General features: G+C 70.9%; 9 protein-coding genes. All 9 read right to left on the bottom strand.

Annotation, left to right across the window (positions count from 1 at the left end):
• Positions 1-18: 18 nt before the first annotated feature.
• Positions 19-558 (bottom strand): YbhB/YbcL family Raf kinase inhibitor-like protein, encoded by a 540-nt coding sequence (locus KVF89_RS15835; protein WP_257426933.1) that lies wholly within the window; start codon positions 556-558, stop codon positions 19-21.
• A 37-nt stretch (positions 559-595) separates the two neighbouring features.
• Positions 596-1,321: a cupin domain-containing protein gene (locus KVF89_RS15830; protein ID WP_257426931.1), complete on the bottom strand. Its 726-nt coding sequence runs from the start codon at positions 1,319-1,321 to the stop codon at positions 596-598.
• Positions 1,302-2,231 (bottom strand): amidohydrolase family protein, encoded by a 930-nt coding sequence (locus tag KVF89_RS15825; RefSeq protein WP_257426930.1) that lies wholly within the window; start codon positions 2,229-2,231, stop codon positions 1,302-1,304. The genes KVF89_RS15830 and KVF89_RS15825 overlap by 20 nt, the downstream gene beginning before the upstream one ends.
• 1 nt (position 2,232) lies before the next feature.
• A complete protein-coding gene (locus KVF89_RS15820) occupies positions 2,233-3,333 on the bottom strand; it encodes an ABC transporter permease (protein ID WP_257426929.1) in 1,101 nt (366 codons plus the stop codon).
• 1 nt (position 3,334) lies between these two features.
• Complete coding sequence (locus KVF89_RS15815) at positions 3,335-4,462, bottom strand: ABC transporter permease (protein ID WP_257426927.1); 1,128 nt, start codon at positions 4,460-4,462, stop codon at positions 3,335-3,337.
• Positions 4,459-5,952, bottom strand: coding sequence for an ABC transporter ATP-binding protein (locus tag KVF89_RS15810; RefSeq protein WP_257426925.1), 1,494 nt, complete (start codon positions 5,950-5,952; stop codon positions 4,459-4,461). Before KVF89_RS15810 ends, KVF89_RS15815 begins: the two co-directional genes overlap by 4 nt.
• 73 nt (positions 5,953-6,025) lie before the next feature.
• Positions 6,026-7,054 (bottom strand): BMP family lipoprotein, encoded by a 1,029-nt coding sequence (locus KVF89_RS15805; RefSeq protein ID WP_257426923.1) that lies wholly within the window; start codon positions 7,052-7,054, stop codon positions 6,026-6,028.
• A gap of 300 nt (positions 7,055-7,354) precedes the next feature.
• A complete protein-coding gene (locus KVF89_RS15800) occupies positions 7,355-8,032 on the bottom strand; it encodes a GntR family transcriptional regulator (protein ID WP_257426921.1) in 678 nt (225 codons plus the stop codon).
• Positions 8,033-8,285: 253 nt separating this feature from the next.
• Positions 8,286-12,269, bottom strand: a complete 3,984-nt coding sequence (locus KVF89_RS15795) for an SdrD B-like domain-containing protein (RefSeq protein ID WP_257426919.1) — start codon at positions 12,267-12,269, stop codon at positions 8,286-8,288.
• Positions 12,270-12,421 lie beyond the last annotated feature (152 nt).

The following is a 12,421-nucleotide window of genomic DNA, read 5'->3' as shown; positions in this document are numbered from 1 at the left end:
GCTGTGCTGACGAATGTCTCAGCCGGCGGTGACCGAGTCGACCCACCCGGTCAGGTGCCCGCGAGCGAGGGTGTGGAAGTGGAGGTTGAAGCCGAGCACCGTCGGCGTGAGGTCGGCCGGGATCGTCAGCACCGGGACGTCCACGGCGTGGACGAGGAACACATAGCGATGGCGTCCGGAGCCGGGCGGGGGGTTCGGGCCGACGTACTGGCGCATCCGGACGTCGTTGGGCAAGGTGAGGCTGCCGGCGGGCATCCCGTCGGCCGTGCCCGCGCCGCGGGCCAGCGAGGTGACATCGGCCGGGATGTTCGCGACGGCCCAGTGCATGAAGCCGACGCCTGTCGGCGCGTCCGGGTCGTAGCAGGTGATCGCGAAGCTCCTCGTCCCCTCCGGGAACCCGCTCCACGACAGCTGCGGCGAGATGTGGCTCCCCCCGATCTCGGGATCGCGGAAGGGCAGCGGGACCTCCGCGCCGTGGACGAGGTCGGCGCTGGTCACGTCCAGGCCCGGGGCGGGGGTCCAGGCGGCGTACGGATCGTCGGGGACGAGCTTGCTCATGCGAATGCTCCTGCTGTTGTCGGGGTCGGCGTCAGGGTCACGGGGCGGGGGTGGTGATGGTGATGACGGTGAGGAGCCGGAGCGGCTCGGTCACGGTCAGTGCGCCGCTCCAGTCGGCGGTCAGGGCGACGACGCTGCCGCTGTCGAGCCGGCGCACCGTGCCGTCATCGCCCTCCAGGCGCGCCGCGCCGGAGAGCACGTGGAGGAAGCGGGCCCGGTCGTCGCCGTCGTAGCGCCGGTCGCCGACCGGCTCCTCGGTCACCAGGCAGCGACCGTCGGGGCCGTCGAAGGCGACGAGGCCGCCGTCGGGCAGCGGGCCGGCCACGGTCGCCGCGTCGACGAAGGTCGAGGGCACCGGCTCGGTGGGCAGCGGAGCCACCGGCGTGCTGTGCAGGTAGACCTTGCGGATCGTCCGGCGGATGTCCCAGTGGCCGATCCAGCTGTAGGGCAGCACCAGGATCGACCCCGCGGTCAGCTCGTGGGTGGTTCCGTCGCTGTCGACGATGGTGCCGGCACCCTCCGTGAAGTACATGAAGGAGCCGCGGCGGTCCTTGTGCCGGGGGTACACCCCGGCATCGCAGGCCCAGACCGCGAAGAAGCCGTCGGCGGTGTCGGACACCACCCGCTCGTAGGCGACCGGCGTCCCCGACTCGATCGGGGCCATGTCGATCTCGCGGGGGAGGTCGCCGCGCAGCACCGCCTCGCCGTCGAGGAACGGGGCGGGATCGGCGGAGGCAGCCGAGTCAGCGGTGGGCGTGGTCACGGGTGGTCCCTTCGGGGGTGGGGGTGATGGAGTCCTCGGGGCGGGGAATCGGCGCCGACGGCGCCGAGATGCCCAGCAGGTCGAACGACGGTCGGTGCAGCAGGTCGTGCAGGTCGTCGTCGGTGATCGGCGTGATGGCGTGGCGTTGGGTGTGCGCGGCGATCCGGTGCAGCGCCTCCACGGCACTCGCGGCGCCGACCATCGGGGAGTCGCTGCCGAACAGCACCTTGTCGAGCACGCCGTACTCCTTGACCGCTGTGAGGGCGTGGGCCAGGACGGTGGGGCGGTTCGGGAGCGCCGAGGTGTCGGCATAGACGTGGGGGTGCCGGCGCATCACCACCGCGGTCTCGTAGATCCACGGGTGCCCGAGGTGGGCGATGATCATCCGCAGCCGCGGGAAGGCGAGCGCGATGTCGTCGAGCAGCGCCGGGCTCGCGTCGCGTAGCCGGCCGCTGTCGGTGAAGATCGCTCCCTGGTGGATCATCACCGGGAGCCCCAGCCGCTCCGCGGCGCTGAACACTCGGAGATAGAGCGGGTGCAGGGGCGAGGTGCCCTGGTAGATCGGGCCGAGCTTGATGCCGACCAGGCCGAGGTCCTGGTGACACCGCTCGACCTCCTCCACCGCGTCCGCCCGGGTGGGGTCGACCGACATGAAGCCGACGGTCTGGCCGCCGACGGCCTCGACGAACGAGACGACCGCGTCGTTCGGGACCCACATCCCGGCCGCGGCGGCCTGGAGTCCGAAGACGATGGTCCGCTCCGCCGGGGAGACCTGACGCAGATAGCTGTCCACCGTCACCCGGTCGATCTCGACCGCGGCGTGCTTGCGTGCCACGCGGGAGAGTCCGTCGGTCCACGGCGGGCTCTGGTGCTCGGGCGTCCAGTAGTGGGTGTGGACGTCGGTGATCACGTCAGGCCTCGCTTCGCACATAGGGGATGGTGAGCGCCGAGGGCGCCTGATGACGGGAGGCTCCGGCAGCCGCGAGGGCGACCAGCGCGAGGACATACGGCATCGCCAGCCACAGGGAGGCCGGCAGGCTCATGTCGGGCGGCCGGACCGCGAACACAGCCAGCAGGAGCACGATCAGCACGCCTCCGGCCGGCCCCGGCCGCAGCGCGGCATGCAGCGGCCCGCCGCGGACGGACCGGACGGACGCCAGGGCGCGCACCACGACCGGGACCAGCAGGAGCGCGGCGACGAGCCAGACCTCGCGGGGAATGGCGTCGATGGACTGGAGTCGCAGCTGCACGGCGTCCGTGCACGCGAAGATCGTGACCGCGAGGACCACTCCCCGCAGCCGCCACATGCCGAAGAGGACGGCCGCGATCGCCAGATAGCCGCGGCCACCCGTCATGTCCTCGCGGAACACCCCGACGTCACCGACCGAGACGTACGCGCCGGCGGCGCCGGCCATCGCTCCGGAGACAAGCACGGCGGCCCAGCGGACACCCCGCACGCTCACGCCGGCCGCGTCGGCCGCGACCGGGGTCTCCCCGACCGCGGCCAGGTTGATGCCCCAGGTGGTCCGGTAGAGCGCGAACGCCGTGCCGGCCACGATCAGCAACGTCGCATAGAGGAACAGGTCCTGGCGGAAGACCACGTCGCCGAGGACCGGGATCGCGGAGAGTCCCGGGATCGCGAGCCGCTCGAGCGGCTCGAACGTGTGCGGCTCGGGCAGGAGGCGCTGGTCGAGGAACGCGGTGACACCGTAGCCGAGGACGCCGATGGCGATGCCCGCGACGATCTGGTCGACCTTGGCCTCGATGACCAGCGCGCCCATCAGCACGGCCCCGACGAGACCTCCGGTGATGCCGCCGAGGAAGCCGATCAGGAGGCTCTCGGTCACCGTCATGGCGGCGTAGGCACTGAAGGCGCCGGCGAGCATGATGCCCTCGAGCCCGACGTTCATCACGCCCGCTCGCTGCGAGACGAGCTCGCCCGTGGCGGCGAGGAGGACGGGGGCCGCGATGGTCAGCACCGACACGAGGAAGGCCACGTCGAAGATGCCCATGTCAGGCCCCCTGTCCGGCGGCCGCGGTCACGCGCCCGGAGGGTTCGGCGGGCGCCGGAGCCGGTTCGGGCGGAGTCGTGCTCCGCCGCCGGACCGCGACCGCCGCGGCGACCAGCACCAGGACGATCACCGCGCCCTGGAGCACCGAGGTGAGCGTCGACGGGACGTCGAGCAGGCTCTGCAGGGACGTGCCACCGACGTTGAGGGAGGCGAAGACGACGGCGGTGAACATCGCGCCGACGGGCGAGTTGCGGGCCAGCAGCGCCACGGCGATCCCGTTGAACCCGATGCCTGCCTCGAAGCCCTCGCTCAGCCACGGCGCGGAGCCCGCGAACAGCAGCGCCGCACCCGCCAGGCCGGCGAAGGCACCGGAGAGCGCGATCGCGCGGACACCGGTCCGCACCGGGTCGATCCCCTGCCACCGGGCCGCGGTCACGTTGCCGCCGGACGCCCGAAGCGAGAAGCCGAAGGAGGTGCGGGACAGGACCACGATGAGCCCGACCGCCAGGACCGGCATCAGCAGCACGTCGTAGGACAGGGTGAGACCGGGCACCGACGGGAACGCGGGCCACCGGGTCGACTCGGGGAAGTCCGCCGACTGGGGCTGCTGGTCGAGGGATCCCTGCAGCGGGCCGCGGACCAGCCAGGCGAGGACCTGGATCGCCACCAGGTTCAGCAGCAGCGACGACACGATCTCGAGCACGCCGCGGGAGGCCCAGAGCCAGGCGACGATCCCGGCCCACAGTGCTCCGCCGAGCATGCCGGCGGCCGCGCAGAGCATGACCGCGAGCGGCGCGGGGACGTTCTCGCACTGCAGGCCGACCGCGGCGGCGGCGCAGCCGCCGATCACGACCTGGCCGGGAAAGCCGACCTGGAGCCGTCCGGCCTTGTCGGTGACGATCCAGCCGAGGGCGACGAGGAAGAGGGGCACCGCCTGGGTCAGCGTGGTGCCGGCGTTCGTCGGGCTGCCGAAGGTGCCGGCCCAGAAGGCGTCGGCGGCGACCGTCGGCGACACCCCGATGGCGAGCAGGATCAGGGCGGCCATCAGGAGTGTCACCAGCGCCACTGCGAGCTGGGTCAGCAGGCGCAGGCCGAGGGCTCGCAGCGCGGCGGCGGACGGCGGTGTCATGACGCCTCCCGTGAGGTCATCAGGGCGCCGATCCGCGCGCGGGTCGCGTCGGCGGCGTCGAGCACGCCCTGCACCCTGCCGTGCGCGAGGACCACGATCCGGTCGGAGAGCGACAGGACCTCGTCGAGGTCCATCGAGATGAGGAGCACGGCGCCGCCCCGCGCCCGCTGGTCGAGCAGGCGGCGATAGACGAACTCCGTGGCGCGCACGTCCAGGCCGCGGACCGGCTGGACGGCCACCACCAGTGCGGGCTGCGTCGACAGCTCGCGGGCCAGCACCGCCTTCTGCTGGTTGCCGCCGGAGAGGCGCCCCATCGCCTGGTTCTCGCTGGTCGCCCGGACCTCGAACTCGGCCATCAGGTCGCGGGCCCGGTGCCGTGCGGCCGCCGGATCGATCACGTTGCGGCGGACCAGTGGGGGCCGGCGGAGCGCGCGGACGTTGATGTTCTCCCACAGCGTCATCGAGCCGAACATCCCGACGTGGTGCCGGTCCTCGGCGACCAGCGAGCCGCCGGCGGCGTAGAAGGAGGAGGGCGAGCGGTCGACATAGGGCCTGCCGGCGACCTCGATCTCCCCCGCGACGGGGATGCGCAGGCCGAGAAGCGTCTCGACCAGCTCGGCCTGCCCGCTGCCGGCGACGCCCGCGATGCCGAGGATCTCCCCGCCCCGCAGGTCCAGGCCGACGTCGTCCAGCGCGCGTGGACCGCGCGGCTGGTCGGCGTCGCGCAGCACCGAGAGGCCGCGCACCGCCAGGGCAGGGCGGCCGGCCTGGACCGGACCGCGCTCGCGGCGGATCTCCACCGACTCCCCGACCATCTGCTCGACGAGGTCCTCGCGGGTGGTCTCGGCGATGGCCCCCGAGCCGGCCACCGCGCCGCCGCGCAGGACGGTGAACCGGTCCGCCACCGCGAAGACCTCCGACATCTTGTGCGAGATCAGGACGACCGCGTGGCCGTCGTCGGCCAGGCGCCGCATCAGCCGTGCGAGGTCCTCCCACTCGTCGGGGGTGAGCGCGGCGCTCGGCTCGTCGAAGATCAGGATCCGGGCGCCGCGGCACAGGAGCTTGACGATCTCGAGGCGCTGGCGCTCGCTGATGGAGGCGTCGGCGACCCGGCGGTCGGGCGTGATCCGCAGGCCGGTCTCCGACTCGACGCTCGTCGCTCGCTCGAGCGCCGTACGTCGTCCGTCCCTCAGGGGCAGCAGCGACGGCCCCATCGCCAGGTTCTCCAGCTCGGTGAGCGTGGGCACCAGCGTGAAGTGCTGGTGCACCATCCCGATCCCCGCGCGCAGCGCCTGCTCGGGCCGCCGGAAGGCGACCTCCTCGCCGTCGACGGCGATCGTGCCCTCGTCGGGCTGGTAGAGGCCGGTCACGATCCGCATCAGCGTCGTCTTGCCGGCGCCGTTCTCACCGAGAAGCGCGTGCACCTCGCCCCAGCCGACCTCGAGGTCGACCGCGTCGTTGGCCGTGAACCCGCCGAACCGCTTGGTCACCCCCGAGAGCCGGAGGGCGGATGAGCGCGTTCCCGCCCGCGGGTCGGCGCCGGATGTCGTCGTCGACATCGGATCAGCGCTGCTCGAAGTCATAGCTCGGCCGCGGCAGCAGGACGCCCTCCTCGGGCGTGATCGAGCCGTCCGAGATGCGCCCGGTGATGTCCTCGACGAGGGCGATCTCCTCCTCGCTCGCCTTGCCCTCGCAGAACTGGAAGGAGAGCGCACCGGACTTGAGGCCGAAGCTGATCGCGCCGGCCGGGAGCTCGTCGGCGGCCGCCTCGGTCACCGTGCTCTCGAGGACGTCGGACCAGCTGACCACGCCGGAGCCCACGATGTTCGGGTTCTCGTCGCAGTGCAGCGCGAAGACGTTGTAGACCTCGATGCCCTCAGCCGCGCCGGCGGCCTGGTAGATGCCCTCGGAGCCGCTGTCGAGATCGGAGAGCAGCTGGTCGGCGCCGTTGGCGATCATCGCCTCGGCCGCCTGCTTGGCCTTGCCGACGTCGTTGTAGTCGTTGGTGTAGGCCTGGAAGACCTCGGTCTGCGGGTTCTCGATGGCCGCACCCTGCTTCATGCCGTAGTACCAGGCGGTGGACGACGGGACCTCGGGGCCGGCGATCATCCCGATCTTCTTCGACTCCGAGCGCATCGAGGCCACCGCGCCGGCGACGAGGGCATCGAGTCCGACCGCCACGGTCACCGAGCTGACGTTCTCGGCGTACTCCTCGAGGTCGGAGGCGACCAGGATGAAGTGCGTATCGGGGTACTTCGGGGCGACCACGGCCACGGCCTTGTTGAGCACCGCTCCGTCCGCGACGACGATGTCGTTGTTGGCCGCGAGCGTCTGCAGACCCTCGATCTGCTCCTGGGACTCGGCGGCGTTGTCGACGATGGAGGTCAGTTCCATCCCGCCGGCCTCGACGGCCTTCTCGACGCCGGCGAGGGCGTACTGGGTGAAGCCGCCGTCGTTGCGCGGCGCGGGCGCCAGGAACCCGACCTGGATCGCGTCGTCGGAGGACGCGTCGTCGGCTGAGGAGCCGGAGCAGGCGGCGAGCGAGAGAGGCAGGGTGACCGCGAGCGGGATCGCAGCGAGCTTGATGCGCATGGCATGCCTTTCGAGCGTCCCGGCAGACGCCGGGGCGGATGGATGACGGCCGGCGCGGAGACCTGGGTGGTATGTCAGAACACGTGGCTTTGCTGCCTCGGAATCGGCCGGTGCAGCCAACTATGGAGAACTGACATACCAGTTGTCAACGGTTGAATTCGCCCGCAACGCAGACGTAACGTCCCGCTAACACTGGGACGAGCGGCAGCTTCGGCCCGAGTCGCCGAAGTGCCTGGAGGGGAGTCCCCCAGGAACTGACATGTCAGTTGACGATGCGGGAGCGGCTCGCTTCCCTTGCCGTCAGGGGGCGAACTTCGCCGCGACCTCGTCCTGGAGCTCGGCGCGGCCGCTGCGGACGTGCTTCCGCATCGCGGCCTCGGCGGCGTCGCCGTCGCGGGACTGCAGCGCCGCGACCAGACGCACGTGCTCATCGAAGGACCGCGTGACCCGTCCCGCGCGCTGGCTGACGATCGAGGAGAGCAGGCCGCGGTTGATGTGCTGCACCAGCAACCGGTAGTGCTCCCGCAGCCGGTCGTTGCCGGAGCCCTCCGCGATCAGCGCGTGCAACCGCGCGTCCACGTCGCCGTACACGTCGATGTCGCCGGCCTCGACGACGCGGTGCATCTCGGCCATGACCTCGTCGATGCGGGAGAGGAGCTCGTTGCCGGCGCGGGTCGCACACAGCCGGGCCGCCATCCCCTCGACCGCCTCCCGCACCTCGAAGAGGTCCAGGATGTCGTGCTTGCGCATCTGCTTCACGAAGGTGCCGCGGCGCTGCTCGACCGACACGAACCCGGCCGTCTCCAGCTCCTTGAGCGCCTCACGGACCGGCATCCGGCTCACGCCGAAACGGGCGGCCAACCTCGCCTCCGAGAGCTTCTCCCCCGGTCGGATGCGCCCCGACCCGATCTCGCGGCGCAGCTCGTCGGCGATCATCTCCTTCTTGGAGCGCTCGCCGTCAGCGAACTCAACAGACATCCGAGTCACCGATCTGAAGGAGTCGACTATCATGCGATCGCGTGGCCGGTAGCCGTCACACGACGGAACAGATTGCACCGGCAACAATAGGCCATCGGCCCGGGCCCGCCCGGGCAAGGGCAGTGGCCCCGACCGGATCGATGCGGTCGGGGCCACCCTTGGGCTACCGGGTCCTCTACCGGAGCCGGAGCTGTCTGTTCCTGAAGGAGACCACAGGATCAGCGCACCAGGCTCGGCACCCGTGGCCCGTTCTCTACTTCTTCTTCACCGGCTTCAGCGTGACCACCAGGTTGTCGCGGTAGTGGAAGTGACCATCGGGTCGGGTGACCTTGTTGGTGCACGTCACGAGAAGCACCCGCGGAGCGCCGGTCATCGAGAACAGGCTCTCCGGCAGCGGCTTGGCCCTGCTGAACCGCTTCTTGGTGACCACCTTGTACCGGTAGGTCTTGCCATCGCTGCCCTTCACCTTCACGGTCTTCCCGGCCTTGAGGCGCTTGATGTCGTAGAACGCCCCCGGACGGTCGCGGTTGTCGGACACGTGCCCGACGACGACGGTCGTGCCGATCGCGTCATCCAGTCGAGCCGACGTCTGCAGCCATCCGAGGAGGTTGCGGCTCTTGGGGACGTTGGCCCGCACGTCGGTCAGCCCGACCTGCGTCACCTTGGCATTCAGACCGAGGGCCGGCACCTTGACCCGCTTCGGCGAGCCCGGGAGCGCAGCTCGGCCGGCCGCGCCGGGGTCGACCCCGTTGAAGCCGGTGTCGATGTGGCGCACCTTGTTCTCCGGACGGTGGACCAGGCTGGTCTCCGCAGCCAGCCCACAGGCGTGGGTGGTCGCGTTGTTGAACTGGTCCGCGGTGATCGACGCCACCCAGGTGTAGTAGCCGGGCTTGGTCACCGTGACCGACGGCGTACGGACTGTTCCGTTGGCCGGCGTGAACGGAACCGAGCCGACCCGGGTGTCCGCCGTGCACATCGCCGCTGAGGGCGAGGAGAACGGCCCGTAGAGCGTGGCCGATCCCGTCGACGTGCCGCCCGCCGTGAAGCCGGTGATGGTCACCGAGTCGTGAAGCTCGGCGCCGACCAGCGCCTTGGCGTCAGAGGTGGCGGTCGTCAACGTCGGCTGCCCCTGCTTGGGCGGCGCGAGCACGAACCCGAAGTCCAGCGTCGGGTCCCGGTCACCGTCCTCGGTCAGGTCCGACGACTCGGCCGACCAGGTCGACGAGTCACCCTCACGATCACCCTGCCCCGCCTGTGTCGGCTGATAGGGCTGCAGCGCGGTCTGGGTCGACGGTGCCGTCTGGTCGATCGTCACCGTGTAGTGCTGACCAGCAGGCAGCGGCGGCAGGTTGTCGAAGGTGTAGCCACCGTTCGCGTCCGTCGTCGTCGGACCCACCGGGTTGCCGTCGACGTCCGTCACCGGCTGACCATCGGGACCGGTCAGCACCAGGACCACACCCGGGATTCCCGGCTCGCCGTCGTCCTGACGACCGTCCTTGTCCGAGTCGACCCACACGTAGTCACCCACCGACACCGATGCCGGCACGAACCCGAAGTCCAGCGTCGGGTCCCGGTCACCGTCGTCGGTCAGGTCCGAGGACTCCGCCGTCCACGTCGACGAGTCGCCCGCGGTGTCACCCTGCCCCGACTGCGTCGGCACGTACGGCTCCAACGCGGTCTGGGTCGACGGCGCCGTCTGGTCGATCGTCACCGTGTAGTGCTGACCAGCAGGCAGCGGCGGCAGGTTGTCGAAGGTGTAGCCACCGTTCGCATCCGTCGTCGTCGGACCCACCGGGTTGCCGAACACATCGGTCACCGGCTGACCGTCAGGTCCGGTCAGCACCAGGACCACACCCGGGATTCCCGGCTCGCCGTCGTCCTGACGACCGTCCTTGTCCGAGTCGACCCACACGTAGTCACCCACCGAGACCGAGGGCGGGAGGACCACGCCGGCGTCGATCGTGTGATCCACGCCGCCAGGAGCCAGCGGCGCGGTGATCGCGACCTCGGCGATGCCGGGGCTCACCGGCGTCGGGTCCGAGTCGAGGCTGTCGTCGCCCCCACTGTTGGAGGTGGTGTAGCTCAGCGCGCTGGTCGGCGGCGAGAACGGCAGCCCCGAGGTGTCGGCCGTGCTCACATCGAACCGCACCGTGTACGACGCTCCGGGCACCACCTGGTAGGCGGCTCCGTCGCCACCGAAGTAGTACTCACCGTCCGCGTTCGTGGTCGTCGTCGCGACCACGGCGCCGGTGGAGTCGAGCAGGGTCACCGTCGCGCCGGGGATCGGCAGCTCGTCGGGGTCCTGGACGCCGTCCTTGTCCGCGTCGAACCACACCCGGTTGCCGATCTGGACCGGCGCGAGACCGGCGAGCAGGTCGAGATCACCCAGGCCGTTGCCCTTGCCGAAGGACTCGGGGTAGGTGTTGATCAGCCAGCCGCGGGTCGTGGGCGCTCCGCCGGGCCCCTGCCCGGTCGCGGTGTCGAAGAAGCCGATGCCGCCCGTGCCGACCAGGCCGGTCGGGTCCAGCGCGATGCTGCCCAGCTCGCCGTTGCGCGGCGCGTAGGCGAGACCACCTTGGGCGACCTCCTGATGGTTGCCGGTCGTCGTGCTTCCGCTCAGGGAGATCCAGTCGCCGGCGAAGAACTCGCTGACCGCTGCCGCCTGGCCACCGTCCGGAGTGCTGGTGGTGTTGTCCGGGCAGCCGTTGACGCCCTCCCACGAGTAGCTGCCGTCGGGGTTGATGCAGGCCTTGTTGACGTCACCGCCCGTGATGGCATTCACCAGAACGGGGTCGACGGTGACGCCGGGCTCGAAGCCACTGGAGCCGATCTGGTCCGCGTGACGGTCCCGGAAGCCGAGGAACAGCGAACCGTCGGTCTCGAACTCCAAGGAGGTCAGGAACGGCGTCGGGTACTTGATGTTGTAGCTGGATCCCGCCGTCGGCGTCACGGGCAGACCGTCGACACCCGTGCGCGACCAGGCGGTGCGCCAGGTGTTCCACTGCCGCGACACGGCCGTGCCGCCGTTCTCGGCCGCGCCCCGGACGAAGTCGAGCGGCTGCGAGAGCACGGTGTCGAAGGAGCCGCCGTCGAGGCGGAGCACGTACGCTCGCAGGTCCGCCCGGTCTCCGGACACCGAACCGTCGCAGACGCCGCCGACGTACACCTCCCCGTCCCGCACGGTCACTGCGCCCGGCCGCCACTGGCCGCCGACACAGCCGGGATCGGCGATGGCCGTCGACCCGGTGATGGTGCCGGTCGCCCCGGTGGCGTCGACCTCGTAGAGCCGACGGTCGTTGAGGTTGACGACGTACAGCGTGGACTGGTCCTCGGACATCGCCATGCCGCCGAGCCCCTCGGTGCCGGCCGCGGCGTAGTAGTCGTCGTCGCGTCCGCCCGCGATGTTGCCGTGGGCGGTCGACCCCGCGTTCGGGATCGTCACGAACAGGCTGGCGTTCGGCAAGCCGGAGTTCAGGTCGGTGACGTAGACCGCACCCGAGCCGCCCGGACCGTACGGCACGAACGCCTTGGCGTAGGCAGCACTGAACAGGCGCTCGTCACGCTCGGCGGCCAGGCCGAAGACGGAGCCGGTCTGGGCCTTGGTCGCCAGTGTGGTGACATTCTGGGTGTTGGGGGTCGTCGTGCCCCCGTTGCCGTCACCCCGGTGCGCCCAGTTCGTGCGGACCAGCGAGCGTGAGGTGCCCGGAGACGATCGGGACGGCTGGATCGCCACCACGTAGTCCGGATCCACCGGTGCGTAGTCGGCAGGGTTCCAGACGCCGACCCGCACCGTCTCGGCGGCGCCGCCGCTGACGTCGACGAAGGTCGTCACGCTCCGGAATGCGTTGGCCGCTCCCGACGCGGACGCCGGAGCGGGCTGGAGGTAGGACAGTGCAGCCGGAACCGCCGTCTCCACCCGGTACCTGCCGCCGACCAAGGCCGAGGCGGCGGTGATGACGACCTCGCCGGCCGCGTTGGTCACCCCGTTGGCCACGTTGCCTGCGGAGTCGGTGACCTTGACCTCGATGCCGGCCTGGGGCGGATCGATGATGGGGTCGTAGACGCCGTCACCGCTCACGTCACGCGCGACAGCGACAGTGAGCGTGCCGTCGCCGGGTCCGGCTGCTGCCGGGGTCGGCGTCGTCGCCACCCACGCCAGTCCGCTGACGACCACGGCCAGGCCGCTCGCCAGCGCAACGGCGCTCCTGCGCGCTCTGAACGGACGGATCGTTTGCATCTACTCGCCTCGATTCCCCTCGGGCGACCTACCGCCCATTCGGCAGGTCCTCAGAGTGTGAGACCACCGGAGCTGAAGAACATGACGCCTAAGCCCGAAGAAGTTGGTCACCGCTTCGACCGGTCACGCTCGTTCGCCCGGCGATCTGGACA

Source organism: Nocardioides carbamazepini, from assembly GCF_024614185.1.
In the GTDB taxonomy this organism is placed as follows: Bacteria; Actinomycetota; Actinomycetes; order Propionibacteriales; family Nocardioidaceae; genus Nocardioides; species Nocardioides carbamazepini.
The sequence above is the reverse complement of the archived record's forward strand: the minus strand, read 5'-3'. Positions and strand labels throughout refer to the sequence as shown.